Annotated in this window: 16 protein-coding genes and 1 pseudogene; 10 read left to right on the top strand and 7 right to left on the bottom strand. The window is 72.5% G+C overall.

All coding sequences use genetic code 11. The annotated features are described in order from the left end of the window. Nucleotides 1-32 precede the first annotated feature (32 nt). Nucleotides 33-824, bottom strand: coding sequence for a LysR substrate-binding domain-containing protein (locus ITX44_RS07750; protein ID WP_205356267.1), 792 nt, complete (start codon nt 822-824; stop codon nt 33-35). Between the two features lie 78 nt (nt 825-902). On the opposite strand from ITX44_RS07750, the gene ITX44_RS07745 reads away from it, so the two are divergent. From ITX44_RS07745 to ITX44_RS07725, 5 genes are all read left to right on the top strand, one after another. After that, nucleotides 903-1,301, top strand: a complete 399-nt coding sequence (locus ITX44_RS07745; protein ID WP_205356266.1) for a DUF5997 family protein — start codon at nt 903-905, stop codon at nt 1,299-1,301. Nucleotides 1,302-1,397: 96 nt separating this feature from the next. Continuing rightward, a complete protein-coding gene (locus tag ITX44_RS07740; protein WP_307795152.1) occupies nt 1,398-2,270 on the top strand; it encodes an oxygenase MpaB family protein in 873 nt (290 codons plus the stop codon). 95 nt (nt 2,271-2,365) lie between these two features. Beyond that, nucleotides 2,366-2,818: a carboxymuconolactone decarboxylase family protein gene (locus tag ITX44_RS07735; RefSeq protein WP_205356265.1), complete on the top strand. Its 453-nt coding sequence runs from the start codon at nt 2,366-2,368 to the stop codon at nt 2,816-2,818. 273 nt (nt 2,819-3,091) lie between these two features. Then, entirely contained in the window at nt 3,092-4,036 is a 945-nt protein-coding gene (locus tag ITX44_RS07730) for an NADP-dependent oxidoreductase (RefSeq protein ID WP_205356264.1), read from the top strand. 26 nt (nt 4,037-4,062) lie between these two features. Next, complete coding sequence (locus ITX44_RS07725) at nt 4,063-4,644, top strand: HD domain-containing protein (RefSeq protein ID WP_205356263.1); 582 nt, start codon at nt 4,063-4,065, stop codon at nt 4,642-4,644. A 116-nt stretch (nt 4,645-4,760) separates the two neighbouring features. On the opposite strand, the gene ITX44_RS07720 is transcribed toward ITX44_RS07725, so the two are convergent. Further along, on the bottom strand, nt 4,761-6,326 hold the full coding sequence (locus tag ITX44_RS07720; protein ID WP_205356262.1) for a beta-N-acetylhexosaminidase: 1,566 nt from the start codon (nt 6,324-6,326) through the stop codon (nt 4,761-4,763). Nucleotides 6,327-6,480: 154 nt separating this feature from the next. Then, nucleotides 6,481-9,381, bottom strand: a complete 2,901-nt coding sequence (locus ITX44_RS07715; RefSeq protein WP_205356261.1) for a glycoside hydrolase family 2 protein — start codon at nt 9,379-9,381, stop codon at nt 6,481-6,483. Nucleotides 9,382-9,609: 228 nt separating this feature from the next. On the opposite strand from ITX44_RS07715, the gene ITX44_RS07710 reads away from it, so the two are divergent. Next, nucleotides 9,610-13,089, top strand: coding sequence for a GH92 family glycosyl hydrolase (locus tag ITX44_RS07710; RefSeq protein WP_205356260.1), 3,480 nt, complete (start codon nt 9,610-9,612; stop codon nt 13,087-13,089). A 258-nt stretch (nt 13,090-13,347) separates the two neighbouring features. On the opposite strand, the gene ITX44_RS07705 is transcribed toward ITX44_RS07710, so the two are convergent. Continuing rightward, on the bottom strand, nt 13,348-13,959 hold the full coding sequence (locus ITX44_RS07705; protein ID WP_205356259.1) for a TetR/AcrR family transcriptional regulator: 612 nt from the start codon (nt 13,957-13,959) through the stop codon (nt 13,348-13,350). Nucleotides 13,960-14,164: 205 nt separating this feature from the next. Between ITX44_RS07705 and ITX44_RS07700 the strand changes: the two genes are divergently transcribed. Together ITX44_RS07700 and ITX44_RS07695 are read left to right on the top strand one after the other, a co-directional pair. Then, nucleotides 14,165-15,607 carry an aldehyde dehydrogenase gene (locus ITX44_RS07700; RefSeq protein ID WP_205356258.1) on the top strand — a complete coding sequence of 481 codons (1,443 nt, stop codon included), beginning with the start codon at nt 14,165-14,167 and terminating at the stop codon, nt 15,605-15,607. Between the two features lie 445 nt (nt 15,608-16,052). Then, nucleotides 16,053-16,832: a DUF5707 domain-containing protein gene (locus tag ITX44_RS07695; protein WP_205356257.1), complete on the top strand. Its 780-nt coding sequence runs from the start codon at nt 16,053-16,055 to the stop codon at nt 16,830-16,832. A gap of 26 nt (nt 16,833-16,858) precedes the next feature. On the opposite strand, the gene ITX44_RS07690 is transcribed toward ITX44_RS07695, so the two are convergent. Continuing rightward, nucleotides 16,859-17,866, bottom strand: a complete 1,008-nt coding sequence (locus ITX44_RS07690; RefSeq protein WP_236060170.1) for an aldo/keto reductase — start codon at nt 17,864-17,866, stop codon at nt 16,859-16,861. Nucleotides 17,867-18,011: 145 nt separating this feature from the next. Between ITX44_RS07690 and ITX44_RS07685 the strand changes: the two genes are divergently transcribed. Continuing rightward, nucleotides 18,012-18,650, top strand: a complete 639-nt coding sequence (locus ITX44_RS07685; protein ID WP_205356256.1) for a TetR/AcrR family transcriptional regulator — start codon at nt 18,012-18,014, stop codon at nt 18,648-18,650. A 34-nt stretch (nt 18,651-18,684) separates the two neighbouring features. Here the strand turns inward: ITX44_RS07685 and ITX44_RS07680 are convergent. After that, nucleotides 18,685-19,170: pseudogene (locus ITX44_RS07680) on the bottom strand (hypothetical protein); the annotation flags it as partial. Nucleotides 19,171-20,107: 937 nt separating this feature from the next. Between ITX44_RS07680 and ITX44_RS07675 the strand changes: the two are divergent. Then, nucleotides 20,108-20,695 (top strand): NADPH-dependent FMN reductase, encoded by a 588-nt coding sequence (locus ITX44_RS07675; protein ID WP_205356255.1) that lies wholly within the window; start codon nt 20,108-20,110, stop codon nt 20,693-20,695. A 48-nt stretch (nt 20,696-20,743) separates the two neighbouring features. On the opposite strand, the gene ITX44_RS07670 is transcribed toward ITX44_RS07675, so the two are convergent. Beyond that, nucleotides 20,744-21,709 carry a UbiA family prenyltransferase gene (locus tag ITX44_RS07670; RefSeq protein ID WP_205356254.1) on the bottom strand — a complete coding sequence of 322 codons (966 nt, stop codon included), beginning with the start codon at nt 21,707-21,709 and terminating at the stop codon, nt 20,744-20,746. Nucleotides 21,710-21,878 lie beyond the last annotated feature (169 nt).

Below are 21,878 nucleotides of genomic sequence, written 5' to 3'. Positions count from 1 at the left end.
GGCGGGCCGGCTCCGCGCGGTCTGACTGCCCTCTACGAGCGGCGGCGGGGCTTGCCGCGCTTGGCGCCGCCCTTTGCGGTGCCTGCCGCGGGCTTGCCCTTGGACCGGGCAGGGGCGGAGGCCCGAGCCGGTCCGGCGGCCTGGCTCCGGGGCTGGCTCCGGGCCTGATTCTGTGCCTGCTTATCGGCCCGCGTCTGCGCCTGGTTCTGGGCCGAGCGGCCCCGCGTGCTGTTGACGGTCCGGCCGCGGACGATGCCGATGAAGTCGTCGACCAGGTCCGTGGTCGCGTCCTCCGGCCAGGACAGGGCGACCCGGGACTGCGGGGCGTCGGTGACCGGCCGGTAGGTGAGGTCCCTGCGGTGGTGCAGCCGGGCCAGCGACTGCGGGACGAGGAGCAGCCCCACGCCCGCCGCCACCAGTTCGATCGCGTCGGCCGTGGTGTCCGGCCGCTCCAGCGCCGGGCGACCCGGCGGCCGCTCCCAGTCCAGGGTGTCGTCGAGGGGGTGCAGCACGATCTCCTCGGCCAGTTCCGCCACGGCGACCTCCTCGGCCGCCGCCACGTAGTGGTCCTTGGGGATCACGACCACCGTCGTCTCGGTGTACAGGGGGATCGCGCTGAGCTCGGTCCGGTCGACGGGCAGCCGCAGCAGGCCCGCGTCGGCGCCGCGCTCGCGGAGCAGGCCGGCGGCTTCGGCGGCGGGCACGGACAGCAGGCCCAGGGGGACGTCGGGTTTGCGTTCCTCCCAGATCCGCACCCACTTGGCGGGCGTCACGCCGGGGACGTAGGCGAGGCGGAAGGAGGGGGATTCCTGCGGACCGGTCACCCGGCAAGGCTACCGGGCCGCCCGCCGGGCGATCGGCAGTGGTCAGCGGCAGTGCACGCGCTCGTTACCCTTGTCGGCATGACGTCGCAGAAGTCCGTCCAGACGATGAAGCCCGCGACCGCGGCGAAGAAGCTGGGGGTGTATCTCCAGGCCACGCCCGCGCAGTTCCAGGAGGGCGTGGTCTCCCGGGCCGAACTGAACGCGCTCCAGACCGACCCGCCCCAGTGGCTCGTCGACCTGCGGCGCAACGGCCCCCACCCGCGCCCGGTCGTCGCGGCCAAACTGGGCGTGTCCATCGCGGGCCTGGCCCGCGGCGGCGTCACCGAGCCCCTCACCACCGAGCAGATCGACGCGCTGAAGCAGCAGAGCCCGGAGTGGCTCGAGCGGGAACGCGCCACCCAGGCCGAGGTCCGCAAGGAGGCGGCGCGCATCAGGGAGAAGAACGCGCAGCGCGCCGCCGACGAGCAGTCCCGCTGAGGCCCGCGCCGCCACGGCTCCCGCTCGGCCGCGCCCGCTCCCCGCGACAGGGCGCGCGGTGATCCACTGCCGGGGGCGGCGCCGTACAGTGGTGCTGTGGTGGCTGTTCCGGAGATACCCGGGCTCGGCGCGGTACGCGACCGGCTGGGCGCCCAGTTGTTCGCCAGGGTGGCGGGGCCGGGCGGGCCGGCCAGGCGGGCGCGTATCCATGGTGCGCCGGGGCCGCGCTGGTTCGAGGCCGACCGGCCGATCCGCGTCGTGCACGGTGACGCGTCGATGTTCATCGGGGGCCTGCGGGCCCTGCTGCTGCAGTCGCTGCACCCGCTGGCGATGGCCGCGGTCGCGGCGCACTCCGGCTACCGGGGCGATCCGTGGGGCAGGCTGCAGCGCACCACCGCCTTCCTGGCGACGACCACGTTCGGCACCGCCGAGGACGCGCAGCACGCGGTGGACCAGGTGCGGGCGGTGCACGAGCGGGTGCGGGGCACCACCGCGCAGGGCGTGCCGTACCACGCGTCCGACCCCCACCTGCTGGCCTGGGTGCACGCCGCCGAGACCGACAGCTTCCTGCGCGCCCACAAGCGGTACGGGGCCCGGCCCCTGGACGTGGACGGGTACGACGCCTACGTCGCGGACACCGCGCGCGTCGCGCTCGCTCTCGGCGTGCCGGATCCGCCCCGCGACCAGGCCGAACTCGCCCGGCAACTGGCCGCCTTCCGCCCGGAGTTGCGCTCGACCCCGGAAGCCCGCGAGGCCGCCCGTTTCCTGCTCCTGACGCCGCCGCTGCCGCTGGCCGCGCGCCCGGCGTACGGCGTCCTGGCCGCCAATGCCGTCGCCCTCCTCCCCCGCTGGGCCCGCCTCCCGCTGCGCCTGCCCTGGCTGCCCGGGCTGGAGGAGACCGGGATCCGGCTGGCCGGCCACGCGCTGACCGGGACCATCCGCTGGGCCATGACGCCGCCGCCCCGCTGAGCCGGTCCAGCCGGCGTTCGGGGCCGAAGTGGCCCACGTTTTTGGTTCCCGAGTGGCACACGGCCGCGGGTCAATCGCGCCGTAGCGTCGTACCCATGACACAGCGAGCGAACTACGCGAAGCAGGCGCCCGAGGCGTACCGGGCGATGCTGGCCTTCAGCCGGGCCGCGGCCGAAGGGGTCGACCCGGTGATCGCCGAACTGGTGAAGATCCGCGCCTCGCAGATCAACCGATGTGCCTTCTGCCTGGACATGCACATCAACGACGCGAAGAAGGCCGGCGAGACGGACGAGCGGATCCATCTGCTGAACGCCTGGGAAGAAGTGGACGGGCTCTACACCGACAGGGAGCGGGCCGCCCTGGCCCTCACCGAGGCCGTCACCGTGCTCACCGACGGCTTCGTGCCGGACGAGGTGTACGCGCGCGCCGCGGCCCACTTCGACGAGGAGGAGCTGTCCCGCCTCGTCGCGGCGATCGTGTCGATCAACGCCTGGAACCGCTTCAGCGTGACCTTCCGCGTCCCCCCGGGCAGCCGCAAGCAGGCCTGATCCCGCCGATCCCTGCCGGCGGTCCGCGCGACGTCGGGGTCGCGGGCCGCCGGGGCCGGCCGGCCCGGGGAGCCGAACCGGCTCCACGGGTCACCTGGGTGCACAGCCCCCGACGGTCCGCAAGTGGCTCATCCCTTTGACGCAGAAGTGGCCCACGTGGATGGACCGGGCGGGGCATACGGTCGAGTCGACGACGTGACGGGTGCCGTGTCCGCTTCCGGCGGGCATCTGTGTGCTCGATTTGCCGCTGCTCAAACTTTCAGAGGAATGCCCATGCAAGCCATCACCGTCCGCGACCGGGATGCCGGTGTCGGAGGACTCGCCCTGGCGGAACTGCCCCATCCGCACGCCGCCGAGAACGACGTCATCGTGCGGGTGCACGCCGCGGGATTCACCCGCGGGGAACTCGACTGGCCCGCGACGTGGACCGACCGGGCCGGCCGGGACCGGACGCCGAGCGTTCCGGGACACGAGTTGTCGGGGGTTGTCGTCGGACTGGGGTACGGCACCACCGGCCTCACCGTCGGCCAGCGGGTCTTCGGCCTGGCGGACTGGGCCCGCGACGGGTCGCTGGCGGAGTACACCGCGGTGGAGGCGCGCAATCTGGCCCCGCTGCCCGCGGATGTCGGACACACCGTGGCGGCCGCGCTGCCGATCTCGGGGCTGACCGCATGGCAGGGCCTGTTCGACCACGGGCGGCTCACAGCGGGGCAGACGGTCCTGGTGCACGGCGCTGCCGGAAGTGTGGGGTCGATCGCGGTGCAGCTCGCCCGGGAGGCGGGGGCGCGGGTGATCGCCACCGGCCGCGCCCGCGACCGGGAGACCGCTCTGGGCCTGGGCGCCGAGGTGTTCGTGGACCTCGAGGCGGACCGGCTGGAGGACACCGAAGAAGCCGATGTCGTGTTCGACGTGATCGGCGGTGAGATCCTCGACCGCTCGGCCGCGCTGGTACGGGCCGGCGGCACCCTCGTCACCATCGCCGCGCCGCCCACGGTCAGGCCCCAGGACGGGCGGGCCGTCTTCTTCGTCGTCGAACCCGACCGGGCCCGCCTGGCCGACCTCGCGCAAAGGGTGCGGGACGGCCGGCTCAAGCCGATCATCGGCGAGGTGCGCCCGCTCGCCGAAACCCCGGCCGCATTCGCGCCCGGCCGCTCCAGTCACGGTAAGACGATCATCCGGGTCGTACCGGAGGACGCCGCGGAAGCGGGCACACGATAAACCGCCCGCAGTTCGACGCCCTTGTCATGCCCTCCAGCGCGGCGGCGGCCGCCGCGCTGGAGGTGGCGTCCGCCTACCTGTCCCCGGCGCTGCTCAACCATTCGCTGCGCGCCTACGTCTGGGCGGCCGCCCGCGGCACGGCAGAGGGCGTCCCCTTCGACCCGGAACTCCTCTACGTCGCCGCGCTGTTCCACGACCTGGGGCTCGTGCCGGCCTTCGACAGCCACACCGTCGTCTTCGAGGAGGCCGGCGGCCACGTCGCCCGGGTCTTCGCCGCCGGCGCCGGGTGGCCGGCGGAACGCCGCAAACGCCTCTCGGACGTGATCGTCCGCCACATGTGGCCGCACGTCGAGGTGTCCGAGGACCCCGAGGGGCACCTGCTGGCCCGCGCCACCGCCACCGAGATCATCGGCAAGGAGGCGGACGGCTACCCGGCCGGCTTCCGCGCCGAAGTGCTGGAACGCTACCCCCGGCTGGACCTCACCGAGCAGTTCCTGGCGTGCTTCCGGGCCCAGGCCGCACGCAAGCCCGGCAGTTCCGCGGCCGCCGCGGTGGGATCGGACCTGGCCGGCAGAATGGCCGCCAACCCGCTGGACGCGCCCGCCTGAGACGCGTCCGGCGGATCCGAGCAGAGCTGAGCCGGGGGCGTAGCCCGGACGCGTGCACGTGCGCGCGGGGCGCACGTGCACGCGTGGGGCCGTCGGTGCAAGCGACGGCCCCGGGGTCAGGAGCCCGCGGGCCAGGACACCTGGGTGGAGTGGTAGTAGGCGATGCCCATCGTCTTCCAGCGGGGACCCTGCGCGCCGAGTCGCTGGTCGAAGTCGGTCACGTTGTGCGTGGACCACGGCGACCAGCCGAGTTCAGCGAGGGCGGGGAGGCGGGGGAAGGCCATGGTGTCGATGTCGGCCGAGGTGACGATCGTCTCGGTCCACAGCGGGCCTTCCACCCCCATGACGGAGGACCCTGTGACGCCGGTGAGGTAGTTGCCCGGGTCCCATCCGTAAGCGGTGTTCACCTCGATCAGGCCGGCCCAGGTCTGCCCCAGCTTCGTCTTGCGGGTGTACTTCATGTCCAGGTAGGCCTTGTTGGCCGGGGACATGATCACCTTGGTGCCGCTCGCCGCCGCGTTCGCCACGTTGCTGTCCGTCGTGGTGGTGCCCCAGAACTGGGCGACGGCCGAAGGAAGCAGCGACGCCTTGGTGATGTCGTGCCAGCCGACCACCGACTTGCCGTGAGCGGCGACGATCTGCTGGGCCTGGTCGACGAACGAGGTGTAGTCGGAGACCGGAGTCGAACTGGCCTCGTCGCCACCGATGTGCAGGTACGGCCCGGGAGTCAGCGCGGCCAGTTCGCCGACGACCTGGTCGACGAACGTGTACGTCAGCGGCAGCGACGTACACAGCGAGCTGAAGCCGACGTTGGTCCCCGTGTAGAGCGCGGGCGCCACTCCGTTGCAGTTGAGCTGGGCGTACGAGGCCAGCGCGGCATTGGTGTGGCCGGGCATGTCGATCTCGGGGACGACGGTCATGTACCGCGACGCGGCGTAGGCGACGATCGCCGAGTAGTCGGCCTGCGTGTAGAAGCCGCCCTGGCCGCCTCCGACTTCGGTGCTGCCGCCGTACGTGGCCAGGTTGGGCCAGCTGTTGACCGCGATGCGCCAGCCCTGGTCGTCGGACAGGTGCAGATGGAGGTAGTTGACCTTGTACAGGGCCAGCTCGTCGATGTAGTGCTCGACCTGGGCCACGGTGAAGAAGTGCCGGGCGACGTCGAGCATCGCGCCGCGGTAGGCGAAGCGCGGGTAGTCCAGGACGGTGCCGCCGGGCACGGTCCACGGTCCCGGCTGCGTGGTCGTGCTCATCACCGCGGGCGGCAGCAGTTGCAGCAGGGTCTGCACGCCGTGGAAGAGCCCTGCCGGCTGCTGGGCCTGGATGACCACGCCGGTCGCGGTGCTGGTGAGCTGGTAGCCCTCGGGGCCGACGCTCGCGGGTGCGCCGGTGAGTTCCAGCGCGATGCTGCCCGGACCGGCCGCGCCCACCGTGAGCGGCAGGGCGTACCCGGTCGAGGCGCGCAGGATGCCCGCGAGGTATCCGCCGACGCCTGTGTCGTCGGAGGTGAGGGTGGCCGTCGAGGTCAGCGTGAAGGTGCTGCCGTTCGAGACCTCACTGACCGGGGCGGGCACGACGGTGTTGGGGAGGGCGGCAGCCGCGGCGGGGCCCGCGTCGGCGAGGACGCCGGCGCAGACCAGGCCGAGCGCGGCCAGCAGCGTGAGCAGGGTGTGGCGAAGATTCATGGGGAGTTGCGTCACGTGTTCCGTCGGGAATTGCATCGGCCGGTGCTTCATCGGGTGTTCCCCCGTTCGGTGTTGCCTCGTTCGGTGTTCCCTCGGGCGTTCTCCTGCCGGGTGACCAGCCGGAGGTTGTTCCGGTCGGCGTCGCATCACCGCCTCACCCCGCCACCACGTCGAACCTGGGGACGTTCCAGCCGGAGACGCTGACGACGGGTGTGGCTCCCTGAAGGTCGGCGGCGCGGTACGTGGCGGTGAGCGTCTCGGACTCGCCCGGCCACAGCGTGGTGTCGTTGTCGCTCCAGATCGAGGACTGCAGTTCGTTGTCGCCGGACAGTTCGGTGCCCGACGCGGTGCCGCGCCGCACGTCGGCCCGCAGGAAGAAGCCGACGGTGGGCTGGGAGGAGGTGTTGGTGACGGTGACGGTGACCTTGCGGTCGGCGCCGCCCGGGCCGGCCTGGGTGGTGGTGGCCGCGGTCCCGGACACGCTGGCGGCTGGCAGGTTCTTCAGGGCGGTGAGGTCGGCGTATTGAGACATCGACGCCTGCGGACTGCCCAGCGTCTTGTTCCAGTTGGTCGCGTCGGGGGTGCCCGGCAGCCAGTAAACGTTGCGGTCGACGACCGTGCCGTTCTGGCGGACCAGCAGTTCCACGAAGGTGACCGTTCCGGCCGAGGTGGGCACGACCGGCTTGAGCACGGCGTTGCGGACCTGCTGCGACGCCAGCGACATCGCACCGGTCGCCTGGTCGTCCAGCAGCGCGCCCGCCGTGCTGTACACCTTGGACTCGACGGTCACGCCCGCTTGGGTGGTACCGCCGAGGTTGTCCAGCGTGACGGTGCCGTCGTCCAGCGCGTAGAGCGCGTGCAGCGGCCGGTTGGCCTTCTGGGCGCCGAAGAACGCGCCCGCCTGGTCGCCGTCGTTGTTGTAGAGCGACCACAGCAGCGTCGGCCAGCCCTTGTTGAGCTGCCAGTAGATCGTGCCGGTCGAGGGGGCGGCGGTTCGGGTGGAGTGTGCGAGGAACGCCTCGAACTGGGCCCTGGTGCTCTCGTAGTTCTGGACCTGGGCCTCCTCGACGTACTGGCTCAGCCCCGACCAGGGGCCGTAGCGCTTGGTGATCGCGGTGTCGAGGTTGTAGAGCGTGCCGAAGGCGTATCCCGTGTGCTTCGTGCCCTCGTAGTTGTTGTGGTACTGGTTGGCCCCCGGCGTCTGCCAGAGCGCGGCCTGGTCGGACGCGGACAGGAAGCGGTTGAGGGAGTCGGGCGTGGGCACGGTGTTGCCGGAGCTCTGCTCGCTGTCGAAGCCCCAGGCGCCTCCGGAGTTGGTGAGGTCGCCTCCGGTGCTGTGGGTGGTGTCGTACCAGTAGTTCGGCGGCACCCAGTCGTACGGTCCTTCCTTCTCGCCGGCCGGGCCGAGTTGTGGGCTGCTCTTGTACTCGGCGGAGGCGATGAACGGGCCGGTGTAGTCGGCCGCGGTGAAGCCGTTGAGGGCCGATGTCTCCTGGGCGGCGCTGGGCTGGTTGTCGCTCCACTGGAAGCTGAAGACGGAGGGGTGGTTGCGCAGGGTCTCGCCGACGGACTGCGCGGTCAGCTGGTAGTCCGCCTGCTGGGCGCTGGTGTAGTTGGTGTTCTCCCAGAAGTCGCAGCACTGGTAGCCGGCGTTGACCAGGATGCCGGCGGCGTCCATCTGCTGGTACCAGTCGGCGGGCATCAAGTGCCCTTCGAGTCGTACCGTGTTGATGCCGAGGGCCTTCATCAGGCCGATCTGCTGGGCGGTGTCGGCCGGGTCGTAGCGCAGGAACAGGTCCGGGTCCCAGCCGCCGCCGCGGATGACCACCGGCACATTGTTGATCTTGAAGGCCCGTACCCCGTCCGGTGCCTGGGCCGACGCTCCGGTCAGGTACGAGGTGACGCTGCGGATGCCGAAGGTCCCGCTGGTCGTGCCGAGCACGTTCGCACTCTGCGCGACCGAGGTGGCCAGGGTGTACAGCGGCTGTGCGCCGAGCTGGTACGGCCACCACAGCTGCGGGGAGGCGATGGTCAGCGCCGGGTAGGCGGAGGGTGCGAAGGTCACCGTCCGGGTGCTGCCCGCGGCGACGGTCACGTCCTGGGCGACGGTGATCGGGGTGCCGCCGCCCGGCGGGGTGAGGGTCGCGGTCACCGTGCCGGTCTGCGCGGCGGCCGAGGTGTTGGTGACGTCCGTTTTGACGGTCAGTGCCGAACTGCTCAGGTCGGCGGCGGTGTTCTGCAGTACGTGGGCGTTGCCGTCGATCAGCGGGCCGCCGGCCCGGAGCTGGACGGGGAACTGGATGCCGGTGTTGTTGTCGGGCGGGATCTGGCTCCAGTCCACATTGTCCAGGGTGAGCATGGCCGTCGGATCGTTGGGGTGCATCTCGATCGCGAGCGAGTTGGTCCCCTGCCGGAGCAGGCCGGTGATGTCGAAGGAGCGCCGGGCGTAGGCGCCGGTGACGGTCGCCGAGGTCGCGACCTCGGTGCCGTTGACCCAGATGTCGGCGGAGCCGATCACCCCGTTCAGCACCAGAGCGGCGTTCTGCCCGGCCGGCGGGGCGGTGAAGTCGGTGCGGTACCACCACGGCACCGAGAACCGGGCGAGGGTGTCCGGGCCGACCTTCGTCATCTGGCCGAAGCAGGACTTCATGTTCGTCGAGAAGAAGACGTTCGGGCATGTGCCGCCCCGCAGCAGGGCGTTGATCTCGGTACCGGGCGCTCCCCCGCCGTCGTTCTGCACCGGCAGCCAGCCGGCGGTGGAAAAGCCCGGGGTGGAGATCTGCGCCCCGCTCTGCGTGGCGGTGGCGGTGGACTGGACCTCCCAGCCGCTCGTCGCGCCGAGGTCGGTCAGCGCGGAGGAGCCGGTCGGGGGATCGGCGAACGGGGCCGCGGCGGACCGGGCTTCAGCGGACCGGCCTTGGGCGGACGCGGTCACGGTCGACGAGGTGGACAGGACACGGTGTCCAGGGCCGCCGGCCGCTCCGGCCGGCAGCGTGGTCAGCGCCGCCAGGCTCAGCACGGCCGCGGCGATGACGAGTTTCCCTCGGTAGATCACGTGCGCTCCCATCGGTCACGGAGGGATGGAGTCAGCACTTAGTTAGTCAGTTTTCCTAACTACTCGCAGACTCTGCCCGTGACGGTGCACCGTCAAGCCCTGCGCCGTGGTGTGCCCGGTCCGGGCGCCGCATGCCCGGTGCGAAGAGACACCGCACGGGGCTTGTGAGGTGACGCGGGAGGGAGATACAACGCCTTCGATAACGTTGTCATAGCGGGAGGTCTGTATATGCCCCCTCGTCAAGGACTGTCGCCACGGCGGCGGTTGCGGACTGCGGCGGTCGTCGTCGTGGCCGCCGGCATGTTCGCGGCCGGCGGTGGCGGAGCGGCCGTGGCCCGGCCCCTTGCCCTGTCCGCGTCGGCCGCCTCCACCGGGGACTCGCTGGTGAGCGACCCCGCTTCGCTGGTCGATCCGCTGATCGGCACGGGTTCCGGCGGCGCCACGGTCGGGCAGGTGGACACCTATCCCGGCGCGACCGCGCCCTTCGGCATGATGTCGTTCAGCCCTGACACGCCCTCACGGCCCGACGGCGGCGGCTACAACTACGACGAAGCGACCACGACCGGCTTCAGCCTCACGCACATGTCCGGCCCGGGGTGCGGCGCCTTCGGCGACTTCCCGATCCTGCCCACCGCGGGCGCGCTCGGCGACGATCCGGCGAGCACCACGGCGGCGTTCCAGCACGCTCAGGAGCACGCCGCGCCGGGCTCGTACGGCGTCACGCTGAACCCGGGCACGTCCTCGGCCGTGCGGGCCGAACTGGCGGCCACCGAGCGGACCGGCATCGGCCGGTTCACCTATCCGGCGACCAGCGACGCCAACGTGCTGTTCAAAGTGGGGGCCGCCCAGTCGGGCAACCAGTCGGCGAGCATCCAGGTCGTGGGCGACCGCACGGTCACGGGCACCGAGACGGCCGGGCAGTTCTGCGGCTCGCCGGGCACGTATCCGGTGCATTTCACGGCCACCTTCTCCCGCCCCTTCTCCTCGTACGGCACCTGGCACACCGCGCCCACCGGGCCGAACCTCCTCACCAAGCCCACCGGCGAGCTCCCGTGGACGTACCACGAGGTGGCGAGCGGCGGCACTCCGGCGAGCATCACCCCCGCGACCACCTCCGACGGCGGCAGCGCCGTGGCGTGGAAGCAGAGCAACGCCCTGGCCAACACGTGGATCGAGGCGACGCCGAGCGGCCTGGTGCAGGGCGACACGTATCAGGCCAGCGTCACCCTGCAGGGCACCGGCAACGTCTACCTCAACTTCTACAACGGGCGGCAGGACGTCGGCGGCAAGGCCGTCAGCCTCAGCTCCACGCCGGTCACCCTGACCGTGGACACGGCGATCCCGACGGGCTCCATCGGCGCGCCGCAGTTCCAGGTGCGCACGGCCGGCGCGGGCCCGGTCGACCTGCTGGCCTCGGCCACGTCGATCCAGCAGGACACCGTGGTCAAGTCCGCCGGCACCGCGCGGGTGAGCACCCACGGTTCCGGAACCGTACGGGTGCCGGCCGACCGCGACGGCAAGCCGGCCGGCCCGGGCACCGGGACACCGGTGGCACCGCGAGGGGTGGAGGCCAAGGGCGCCCAGTCCCGGACCCAGGTGGCGGCCACGGACGGGCTGCAGTCGGGCGCGTGGGTCAGCTTCGACACCACCTCCCAGCCGCAGGTGACCATGAAGGTCGCCCTCTCCTACGTCAGCCAGGCCAACGCCGCCGCCAACCTCGAGGCCGAGGACCCCGGCTGGAACGTCGACGCGGTGGCCCAGCGCACGTACGCGCAGTGGAACAGCCTGCTGTCCCGGATCCGCATCGGGGGCGGAACCGCCGACCAGCGGCAGGAGTTCTACACCGCGCTCTACCACACGATGCTGGAGCCGAGCATCTTCTCCGACGCAGGCGGCGACTACCTCGGCTTCGACGACCAGGTCCACCGGACCGCCCACGGCGGCGTGCAGTACGCCAACTTCTCCGGCTGGGACATCTACCGCTCCGAGATCCCGCTGCTCGCCGTGGTCGCCCCGCGCCAGACCGGCCAGATGATGACCTCGCTGCTGAACGACCAGGCCCAGGGCGGCTGGCTGCCCAAGTGGGGCTTCGCCAACGACTACACCGACGTCATGAACGGGGACGCCGCCGACCCGATGCTGGCCGAGGCGTACGCGATGGGCGCGCGCGGCTTCGACGCCCACGCCGCGCTGGCGGCCATGGTCAAGGGCGCCACGAGCATCCCGGCCTCGCCGGCCGACAAGGGCCAGGGCTGGTACGTCGAGCGGCCGCAACTCGACTCCTACCAGTCGCTCGGCTACATCCCCAACACCACGCAGAGCTCACTGTCCCCGACGAACAACGGCGCCTCGGAGACCATCGAGTACGCCACCGCGGACTTCGGCATCGCGCAGCTCGCCAAGGCCCTCGGGGACACCTCGACGTACTCGGCCTTCCTCGGGCGCTCGCAGAACTGGACCAACATCTTCAACACCGACACCGGCTACATCCAGCCGCGCGACGGCAACGGCCAGTTCCCGCAGTTCGACCCGACGACCGACGGCATGGGCGACTTCGGCCAGTCGGGCTTCCAGGAGGGCAACGCGGCCCAGTACACCTGGGCGATCCCGCAGAACATCCAGGGCCTGATCACCGGGATGGGCGGCGACCAGGCCGCCATCGCCCGCCTGGACACCTACTTCCAGCAGCTCAACGCCGGACCCAACCAGCCGTATGAGTGGGCCGGCAACGAACCGGCCTTCGGCACGCCGTGGATCTACGACTACGCGGGCGCGCCGTACAAGACCGAGGACATCGTGCACCGGCTGCTCACCACGGTGTACGCGGACAGCCCCGGCGGCGAACCCGGCAACGACGACCTCGGCTCGATGAGTTCGTGGTTCGTGTGGTCCAGCCTCGGCATGTACCCGACGACGCCGGGGGCACCGGTGCTGGCACTCGGCGCGCCGATCTTCTCCCGGGCCGAGTTCGACCTGCCCGGCGGCCACCAGCTGAAGCTGTCCGCGCCGGGCGCCTCGACCAGCACCTATGTCCACAGCCTGTCCGTCAACGGGAAGACCTGGGCGCCGGCCTGGCTGCCCGCGTCGCTGCTGACCGGCGCCGACGCCCCGGCCGGGCAGCCGTCCGCCACGGAGCTGGACTTCACCCTCTCCCCCACCGCCGACACCACGTGGGCGTCGGCGGCCACCGACGCGCCGCCGTCGTACCCGGCCGGGCCGCTGCAGTTCCCGCCGGGACGCAAACCGATCATCCTCACGCCGACCGGACCGAACCTGCTCGGCGACACGCCCACCGGTCAACTCGCCTGGCAGGGCCCGGTGCAGAACGGAGTCGGCTCGGTTCCCGGCACGCTGGCCGCCACCACCACGCCCGAAGGCGCGAGCGCGGTGCGGTGGACCGAGACCGCCGCGGCCCCCAACACCTGGATCTGGGTCGATCCGGTGTCCCAACTGCCCGCCGGCCAGAGCTACCAGGCGACCATCACCCTCCAGGGCACCGGTACGGTCTATCTGGACTTCTGGAACGGCGCGCAGGACCTGACCAGCCAGACCGTCCAGCTGACCAGCACCCCGCAGACCATCGTCGTCCAGGGCGCGGTCCCCTCCGCGGCCGACACCCACGTCCAGATACGTACGGGGGACACCGGCCCCGTCGACCTCTACGCGAGCGCGGCGTCCCTGCGACTGCTCACCCCGCAACAGAACTGACACCCGCCGACCACGAGCCCGGGGCCGCCACGCGCAAACGCGGCGGCCCCGGCCACATCTCCGCTCACGCCGTCCACACCCGGACCACGTCGCCGGCGACCTCCACGAACTGCCCGGCACCCGGGTGGTGATGCGCGGGGAAGAAACCGGGAACCACGCCCAGGAGCTTGCCCCCGGCCGGATCCCACGCGGACAGGCCGGCGGCGCTTCTGCTGCCGTCGCCGTCGCCGCTGCTTTCAGGCCCAATGTGCCCGTCCGCTACGTCGCCGGGGGCTCCGGGCGCGGGAGCAGGCCGTGCAGCAGGACGTCGACGGTGCCGGTCACCACTGTGTCGACCGGGCGGTCGCCGATGCTGCCGCCGGCGACCATGGTGGCCAGGCCCTGGATGACGGCGAGGATCGCCATGGCGACGCGGTCCGGGTCGCCGACGACGATTCCCTCCCGGTGGGCGTCGTCGAGCAGGGCGATGGCCGCGCCGAAGGTGCGCTGCTTGATCTCGTTGAGCTCGTCCCCCTCCGCCGAGTCGTCGCTGGTGGTGGCCAGGACGAGTGAGGTGAGCGCCGGGTGGGCGGCCGCGTAGCCGACGAAGGCCGCGGCGAACGCGGTCAGCCGGCCGCCGAAGTCGGCGCCGGGATCCGTCGTGGCGGCCGCGAGCCGGTCGCCGAGTTCGGCGAGCCCGTGGCGGACGAGCGCCGTACGCAGCGTCTGGCGGTCGGGGAAGTAGCGGTTGGGCGCGGCGTGGCTGACGCCGAGGTCCCGGGCGATCTGCCGCAGCGAGATCCCGTCGAACCCGGTCTCCTCGATGGCGGCGGCGGCACGGTCGAGGACGGCTTCGCGGAGGTTGCTGCGGCGGTACGGGATGGCCTGCATGGCGTCAGGCTAGACCACCGCGTAGGCGGCGACAACTTTCGTAGGCATTGACTACTCTCGTAGGCAGTGCCTACAGTCGCTGGTGTGCGGCGGACCGCCCCCGGTCAGGACCCGGCCGCCCTTCCCGGCCCGCGGCCGGCCCTCATCGGCCCGCGACCTCCGTACGAACGAATCCGTGAACCCCCGTCCTGAAAGGACCCCCGCCATGACCGGCACCCTCATCGACACCCGCGACACGGTCTACGTCGCCGGACGCTGGATCCCCGCGACCAGTGGCCGCTGGATCGACATCGTGTCCCCGTCCACCGAGCAGCTCGTCTACCGCGTCCAGGAAGCGGGCCGCGCCGAGATCGACGCGGCCGTGACGGCCGCGCGGCGCGTCGCGGACTCCGGCACCTGGGCGTCGGTGCCGCCCGCCGAGCGGGCCAAGGCGCTGCTGCGCTTCGCCGACGCCGTGGAGGCGCGCGGAGCGGAGATCGCCACCGCGGTGACCAATGAGATGGGCGCGCCGGTCAACCGGCCCAGCGAGGTGGACGGCGCGGTGGGCCTGACCCGCTACCTCGCCTCGGTCGCGGCGGGCCTGCCGTTCGAGGAGCACGTCCCGGGCGTGTTCCGGCCCAGCATCGTGCGGCGCGTGCCGGTGGGCGTGGTCGCGGCCGTCGTCCCGTGGAACGCGCCGCTGTTCCTGGCCCTGCAGAAGGTCGTACCGGCGCTGCTCGCCGGCTGCCCCGTCCTGGTCAAGCCCGCGCCGGAGACGGCGTACGACTCCTTCGTGCTGGCCGATGCCTTCGACGCGGCGGGCCTGGCCGAGGGGGTGGTGAGCGTGCTCCCGGCCGACCGCGAGGGATCGGAGTACCTGGTCGCCCACCCGGGCGTCGACAAGATCTCGTTCACCGGCAGCACGGCGACCGGGCAGCGCGTCGCAGGGATCGCCGCCCGGGACGTCAAGCGGGTGACCCTCGAGCTCGGCGGCAAGTCGGCGGCCGTCGTGCTGCCCGACGCCGACCTGGCCGCCGCCATGCCGGCCCTGGTGACCGGCACCACCATCAACTCCGGGCAGGCGTGCTCCCTGCTCAGCCGGGTCCTGGTGCCCCGCGCCCGGCACGAGGAGTTCATGGCCGGCTACACCGAGGCGCTCGACGCGGTGGTCGTCGGCGACCCGTTCGACCCCGCGACCACCATGGGTCCCCTGGTGTCCCGGCGGCAGTACGAGCGGGTCCTGTCGTACGTCCGGCTCGGCGCGGAGGAGGGCGCCACGGCGGCGTACGGCGGCACCCGCCCGGACGGCCCGGCGCGCGGTTACTACCTGCGGCCCACCGTCTTCACCGGCGTCGACAACGGCATGCGCATCGCGCAGGAGGAGATCTTCGGCCCGGTGATCTGCGTGATCGCCTACGACACGGTGGACGAGGCGGTCCGGATCGCCAACGACACGCCTTTCGGGCTCTCCGGGGCCGTCTTCGGTCCGCAGGAGGAGGCGGTCGCCGTCGCGAGCCGGGTGCGCGCGGGCTCACAGACGGTGAACAGCGCGATCGACTTCGATTTCGCCGCTCCCTACGGCGGCTTCAAGTCTTCCGGCACGGGCCGCGAACTCGGCGGGGCCGAGGGGATCCTGGGCTTCACTGAGGCCCTGACGATCGGCGTCTGACCGCCGGTGGACCGCCGCCGGGCCGCCGCCGGGCCGCCGCCGAGCCGCTCGCCGGTTGCCATCGGGCCCCTTACCCGCCGCACCGGGGGCGTGGCGCGGCCTTCGACCGGGAGAGTGTCGTCCCGAGGTCAACTGCGCCGCCGTGCCCGTCATCCCCACGGGTGCGGGCGCTCCCGTCGCGGCCCTGTGCGCCCTGGCCGCCCCTTCCCGGTCGCTCCCGGCCCTGGCCGCGGCCCTCACCCGCGCCGGCACCGTGATCGCCGCATCGCTTCCTTGAGACACGGGCGCGGGCCCGGGCCCGGATGCCGCCGGAAAGCCGGGCATCGCGAGCGGTGGCGGTGACGCGACGCGCGGAGTAAGTACCCGTGCACGCAGCGGAATTACGATCGTATTGAATGTGCACAGGAACCCCGCAGTCCTGCGGGGTCTCGGATGATGGAGCATCATGCGCATTCGCGTAGCGGCGCCGGCCCTGGTCGGCGCCCTTGCTGTGACCGGTCTGGCCGCCCCGGCGGCTTCCGCGGCCACCAACCCCGCGCCGGTGATCGGCAAAACCTCGGCCTCCTCGCTGGTGTTCGGCCCGAACACCACGAAGACCTTCACGTTCTCCACGACTGTCAGCGACAACTCGGGCATCAAGGGCGTCAAGCTCCTGCCCTGGCCCCGGGCCCTGGAGTCCTACGGCCTGGTGCCCACGGCCGCCGACGTGCGTGACCCGGGCAACCCGTCGGCCACCTGCAAGGCGGCCTCGGCCACCACCTCGGTGTGCACCTTCAGCGTGACGGTCAATTCGCACTCGGACCTGGGTGACAACAGCCAGGCCGGCGCCTGGTACACCGCGGTCCTGGTCACGGCCAAGGACGGCGGGACGGCGTTCAAGGCGAAGGCCGCCGTCTTCACCTTCAAGCGGCAGGCCACGGTGACGGTGAACGCCGAACCCGAGCCGGTGCGCAAGGGCGGCACCCTGACCGTCACCGGCCAGCTCAACCGGGCCGACTGGAAGACCGGCCGCTGGGCGAGCTTCGGCAAGCAGCCGGTCACGCTCCAGTTCCGCCGCAGCGGCGCCACTTCCTTCGTGAACGTCAAGACCGTCACCTCGAGCACCACCGGTGCGCTGCGGACGACGGCCACGGCGACCGCGTCCGGCACGTGGCGCTACGTCTACGCCGGAGCCGTCACCACCCAGTCGGCCATCGCGACGGGCGACGCGGTGGTGGTGAAGTAACGGTCGGGCAGCAGTGAAACGGGCCGTCAGGGGCGGGGCGTGACGCCGTAGGACCAGTTGTGGCCCAGTTCGCTCTCGCGGGCGCCGGCGACGGGGAGGGCGTCCAGGCGGGCGATCTCCTCGGGGGTCAGCACGAGGTCGGCGGCCGCGGTGTTCTCCTCCAGGCGGGAGACGTGGAGGGTGCCGGGGATCGGGACCACGTCGGGGGCCTTGGCCATCAGCCAGGCCAGGGCGACCTGGCCCGGAGCGGCCGCGTGGGCGCCGGCGATCTCCCGTACCGCCTCGACGGCGGCGAGGTTGGCGTCGAATGCCTGCTGCGCGAAGCGCGGCATCCTGCGGCGGTAGTCGTTCTCCGGCAGGTCGGCCAGGGAGGTGATCCGGCCGGTGAGCATGCCCCTGCCGAGCGGGCTGTAGGGCACGACGGCGATGCCGAGTTCACGGCACAGCGGGAAGACCTCGCTCTCGATGTCGCGCGACCACGGCGACCATTCGGTCTGGACCGCCGAGACGGGGTGCACGGCGTGCGCGCGGCGGATGGTGTCGGGCGCCGCCTCGCTGAGCCCGATGAAGCGGACCTTGCCCTCGGTGACGAGGGCGGCCATGGCGCCGACGGTCTCCTCGATCGGGACGTCGGGGTCGACGCGGTGCTGGTAGTACAGATCCACGTGGTCGGTGCCGAGTCGGGTCAGCGAGCGCTCGATGCGTTCGCGGACGTACTCGGGGCGGCCGTTGATGACCGGCGGCGGCCCGTCGGGGGTGATCCCGCGGACGATCCCGAACTTGGTGGCGATGACCACCTTGTCCCGGCGGCCGGCCACGGCCTTGCCGATGATCTCCTCGCTGTCGCCGTAGAGGTCGGCGGTGTCGATCAGGGTGACGCCGAGTTCGAGGGCCCGGCCGATCAGGGCGTCGGCGCCGGAGTCGGTGGTGTGCTCCTCGGTCTGCCCGTAGGGACGGGCGAAGCTCATCGCTCCGTAGCCGACGGCGCCGACCGCCGGGCCCGCGGTGCCGAGTACGCGCTGGGGAATGGGCATGGGAAAGCCTCGTGATCTTCGTTTCGTACGGTGCGGCCGCCCGGGACGGCGACCATGTCCACAACCGTGGACAAGCGTATGTCCTCACTCGTGGACATGCAACCGGGGCCGGATACGGCGTGCCACCGCCTCGTACCCTTGCGGTATGAGCCAGGACGACCTGCCCCCCGCAGAACCCCGCCGCAAGGACGCCGCCGCGACCCGGGCCGCCATCGTGCGCGCCGCCCGCGAGGCCTTCACCCGCCTGGGGTACGACGGGGCCGGGGTACGCGAGATCGCCCGCGCGGCGGATGTCGACACCCGGCTGATCACCCGGTACTTCGGGTCGAAGGAAGGCCTGTTCGCCGAGGTCGTCGACGTGGCCTACGAGAAGTCGCTGATGATGACGCCCGAGCTCAACGCGCAGGCGGCGCGCGCCCTGCTGATGGACCCGGACAGCTCGGCGCACGACGGCCTGCTGCTCACCCTGCGCTCGGCCTCGAACGAGCGGGCCGCGGCCATCATGCGGGACAGCATCCAGCGCAACTACCAGCGCCGGCTCGCCGACGCGCTGCCCGGCAGCGACACCGTGGCCCGCTCGGCCCTGCTGATCGCCATCTGTTCGGGGGTGCTGCTGAGCCGGATGGTGCTCGGCCACACCGAGCTGAACCGGCCGGAGACCGAACAGCTGATCCCGCTCCTGCACGCCGCCCTCGACGCGGTCGCGGCGGCGCCCGGCACGGGACAGGCGGCCGTGGCGGCGGCCCCGGCAGGTGAGACCGCCGGGCCCTCGGCCACGGCCTGACCCGCCCGGGCGCCGCCGCCCGGTCCGCCGCGCGTCAGCTCACGTTGACCGCGGTGTCGTCGACGACGAAGGACGTCTGGAGCGTGGAGTCCTCGGCGCCGGTGAACTTCAGGGTGACGCCCTGGCCGGCGTACGAGGACAGGTTCACGCTCTTCTGCACGTAGCCGGTGGTGGCGTTGAGGTTGGAGTACGTCGCCAGGGTGGTGGAGTTCGCCTGGACGGTGAGCTTGTCGTACTGCGTGCTCGTGCTGGTCTCGGCGGTGTCGATGTGCAGCCAGTAGGTGAAGGTGGCCGAGGTGCACGCGGCCGGGATCGTCACCGTCTGGGAGAGTGTGTCGGTGTGCGTGGTGCCGTAGCCGTCCAGCCAGGCGTACCAGTTGCCGCCGTGGGCGGTCTCGGCGGCATTGTTGCTGATCACGCCGGACGCCGCGGTCCAGGGGGCGGCGGTGCCGGTCTCGAAGCCGGGGTTGCCGAGCAGTTGGGCCGGGGTGCAGCCGGTGCCGCCGGTGGTGGATCCGGTGGTGCCGCCCGTCGTACCTCCCGTGGTGCCGCCTGTGGTGGTGCCGCCGCCGAACTGGATGTCCTGCACGGCGTGCAGTTCGATGGCGTTGGGCGCGACCCCGGTCTGGCCGTGGTCGAAGTCGAAGAAGCCGACGCCGGTGACGGTCACGGGCACGTTCGCCGTCTGGAAGCTGCCGGTGGCGCTGTATTTGGCGTCGAATTCGCCGCGCGCCTTCTGGATCCCCGTCATCAGCCGGCTGCCCGCACCCACGCACGCCGGGTCCGGGATCTCGCCGATCATGGTGTGCCCGGCGCCGTCGCTGAGCACCAGGTGGTAGTCCGAGTCGGCTTCGAGCTTGTACTGCGTCAGGGTCCCCGACAGCTTGTACAGGGTCGTCTCGGTCGGCTTGATCCGGTTGTTGTCGGGCAGGGACGCGGGCTTGGCGACGGCGTCCAGCGCCGCGATCGTGGTCGCGGTGGTGGTCCCGAGGTTGATCAGCCCGGCGTCGGCGTCCGTGCCGGTCTTCACCGACCACCGCTCCACGCCGCAGCTCCCGGTGGTGGCCGCCTTGTGCGCCACCACCTCCTCGTGCTCCTCGGCGTCGGGGGTCGAGTGATACCGGGCCCCCGCGCTGCTGTTACCGGCGGTCAGCGGCACCACCACCGCCAGCGCGACGACCACTGCCGCGGCCAGATACTTCCACCATTTCCTGAGCACGAGCGCCTCCCGGGGCGGGGCAGGACGGGCGAGGGTCGGATGCGTGCCGTGTGGGGGGACACGAGAAGGGGCGTCTTCACAGGGAGTGTGACGGTGTACGGTCAACGCGCATAGACAGCCACGTAAAATTCCTGTCCGCGTACGGTCAAATCTCGCGCCCGGTGAACCCGTCCCCGGCGGACGGCGGGCGAGCCGGGGCCCGGCCGGACTGTCGTACCCGGCAGGTAGGTTTGGGCGCATGGCCACGCCACCGGTGATCCTGCTGCTGTCGGGGAGTCTGCGATCCGGCTCCACCAACGAGATCGTGCTGCGCACCGCGCAGGAGGTGGCGCCCCCCGAGGTCCGCGCCGTCGCCTACGACGGCCTGGCCGCCCTCCCGCACTTCAACCCGGACGACGACACCGACCCCCTGCCCGGGCCGGTGGCCGCGCTGCGGGCGGCGATCGACGGGGCCGCGGCCGTCCTGGTCTGCGCGCCGGAGTACGCGGGCACCCTGCCGGGGTCGTTCAAGAACCTGCTGGACTGGACGGTCGGCGGCACCGAGATCGGCGACAAGCCGGTCGCCTGGATCAACGCCGCCGCCCCGGGCCGCGGCCAGGGCGCGGAGGCCACGCTGCGCACGGTCCTGACGTACACCGGCGCCCGCGTCGTGGAGACCGCCTGCGTACGGATCCCGGTGGACCGGACCATGGTCGGCCCGGACGGCCTGATAACGGACGCGGACGCGCGACGGCAGCTCTCCGACGTGCTGATCCGCCTGCTGTCCGCGGCCGGCGAGGGCACGGACACCGGCACTGGGACCGATACCGGCACCGGCAGGTCCTGACCCGGCCCCGATCGCCCGGCGCCGCGACGGCCCGGACAGCCGCGGACGTCACGGGGTCGCCGGGGCCTCCTGCACCGGTCCCGGGTGGGGCGGTCCCGGGTCGAGCATGGGGCGCGGCGCCAGGCGTACGACCAGGGCGGCGGCCGCGGTGACCGTCGCCGCGGCCACCGCTTGGCCGCTCAGGGCCCACAGCGCACCGGGCAGGGCGAGTCGCTCGTACAGGTGGCGGCCGATGGCCCGTTCGGGGCGCGGCTGACGGCCGGGCCGGGCGCGCAGTTCGGCCAGACATGCGGCGGACAGGACGGCGGCCGCGGCCATGAGGACGACGAAGGCGGCCGTGGGCCGGTGCCCGGCGGCGAGGGGGGTCAGGCAGGCGGCGGTCCAGCCGGCGACGGCCAGCGCGGCCAGGACCCGCACCGCGAGGCGGGGGCCGCGTCGGACCGGGAGGGTGCCGCTGCCCGCGCGCCGGTCGTACGGCAGGTCGGCCAGGGCCAGCAGCAGGTTGCTGAACGTGCCCTGCAGGCCGAGCGCGAGCGCGGGCACGGCCAGGTGCGGCGGCGGCCAGGACGCGGTGAAGCAGGCCCCGGCCAGCAGCGGACAGGTCCACCCGGAGGCGCCGACCGCCAGGTCCCCCCACAGGCCGCGGTCCTTCAGCCGGCGCGCGTAGGCGTAGTGGACGGCGGCGGCGATCGCGACGAAGAGCAGGCTGCGCCAGTTGACCACGGCGGCGGCGACCACCGCGGCCAGCCACAGGGCGACCGCGCAGCCGGCCGCGGTCCCCGGGCGCAACCGGCCGGAGGGGATCGGCCGGTACGGCTTGGTCTCGATGTCCCCCGCGCGGGTGAGGAAGTCGTCGCCGTACAGGGCGCCGGCGCAGGCCACCAGCCCCGCCGCGGCGGCGCCGAGCACCCGTCCGAGGCCCGGCGCGGGCGCCGCCAGCACCGCGCCGACGGCGGTCACCAGCGCGGCGACCACCAGGTCGTAGGGGCGCAGCGTCTCCGCGTGCCCCGACATTCGCGGCCACCGGCCGCCCGCCCCCACCGCCCCTGCCACCATGCCCCACCCGTCCGGCCCCGCCGCCCCGGCGCCCCGCGGCACCGGCCGTACCAGTGTGCCCGGTGCGGCTCGGCTCACGGACCATCTCCCGGCCGTCCCGGGCGCACGGCGCGCACCTGCGGCGCGA

It is taken from the genome of Actinacidiphila acididurans, assembly GCF_016918855.1.
Classification (GTDB): Bacteria; Actinomycetota; Actinomycetes; order Streptomycetales; family Streptomycetaceae; genus Actinacidiphila; species Actinacidiphila acididurans.
Note: the sequence above shows the minus strand (reverse complement) of the source record. Positions and strands in the feature narration are given on the sequence as shown.